Source organism: Streptomyces sp. T028 (assembly GCF_048159505.1).
In the GTDB taxonomy this organism is placed as follows: domain Bacteria; phylum Actinomycetota; class Actinomycetes; order Streptomycetales; family Streptomycetaceae; genus Streptomyces.
On record NZ_JBLRVZ010000137.1, the window covers coordinates 1 to 1,345 of the forward strand.

Consider the following 1,345-nt stretch of genomic DNA (forward strand, 5'->3'; position numbering starts at 1 on the left):
CCTGCCCGCGCCGTCGAGGGTCCTTGCGTCGGCGAGGGGGTTCCACCACATCTCGCGCGCCGCGTGCGCGATCTGCTGTGGGTCCATGGCCCACACCCGCCCTACGCTCGCACGGGCGTCGTATGTGGCAGTGAAGGCGTCGCCTGCGGCTTTGTTGGAGGTCAGGAGCACCGGACCGGGGGCGTTGAGGATGGAGGGGATGGCGAGGCTGGTGGTCTTGCCGGAGCGCGGCGCCATGATGGCGACGGCGACGTCCTCGTACCCCATGCGCACCTCATGACGGGTCCCCTGAAGGTTGCCGAGGAGGATGCCCGTGTCCCGGGCTTCAACGTGTTTGGTGTTCTTGAGACTTGGGCGCAGGGAGCGGGCCTTGGCGGTGATCGCTTTGGCCATGAGTGGCTCGATGTCCCGCGGCTTGGCCATCCCGGTGATCTTCTTTCGGCCGCCGCTGCGGTTCTTGTGCCGGGCCCACAGGACACCGCCCGTGGCACCGAGCGCGAGGAGGACGAGGATCGGGACGATGCAAGCCCCGATGAGCAGGGACGTTTCTCCGGTCTTGGGCCAGAGCTGGTCGGGGTGGAGCAGGGCGGCGGTCGGCTGGTAGGGAGCCCAGGTACCCCCGGTGAGGTAGGCGGTGATGTTGCCGGATAGCCAGGCGAGGTGGGAGAGGGGGACGAAGACGGCGAGGACTGCCAGGAGGAGCCGGAGGACGATGTCGTAGCCGTCGGTGCTGTTGGCGGAATTGTTGGACAGGGTGCGGTTTCCTGTGATGCGGGGGTCGAGGGGCGAGGCGGTTACCGGATTCGGGCTGTTGGGCTCGCGGGTGACCGGGCCGGCGGTGACGTTGTGGCCTGTGATGGCGTCGCGTCGAGTGATGGAGTCGGGAGTGCGCGGCAGGGGCCGGGTGTCGGCCAGGGCAGCACGGTCACGGCGTCGGCCTTTCCAGGGATTCGGCAGCGTGCCTACCCGCCCGTGGCGTCCTCGTCTTGGCGCAGACCTCAGGTGACGAGTTCGGCGCGGGGCGATGTGTGTGACGCCAACGGCGCCGGTTACCGTCACCTTTGCGCCGGGCTGTGCCGGCCGGGAACGGAGGCCGCGGTCGTGGTCGGCGCCGGGGCCAGGGCCGAGGGCGCGTGGCGGGCGGCGGCGTGAATGTCACGGATGACGTGTCCGTGGGTGGCCCAGTCGTCGAGCGAGCTCCATGCCTCGGCATGGTGGATGGCGAGCGCCTCGTTGTAGACCTCGGTCCCGGGACGGGCGTCGGCGGGCAGGCCGTCGAGGGCCTGGTGCCACTCGTCATGCAGGGCGTCGAGCCGGTCGAGCGCGTCGCGCAGGGTGCCCAGTT

General features: G+C 70.0%; 1 protein-coding gene and 1 pseudogene. Both read right to left on the reverse strand.

Going from position 1 to position 1,345, the window contains the following annotated elements:
• A pseudogene (locus tag ACLZN2_RS50940) lies at positions 1-753 on the reverse strand (hypothetical protein); the annotation flags it as partial.
• 302 nt (positions 754-1,055) lie between these two features.
• Positions 1,056-1,345: hypothetical protein (locus ACLZN2_RS50945; RefSeq protein WP_416987097.1), on the reverse strand; the 290-nt coding region annotated here is incomplete at its 5' end.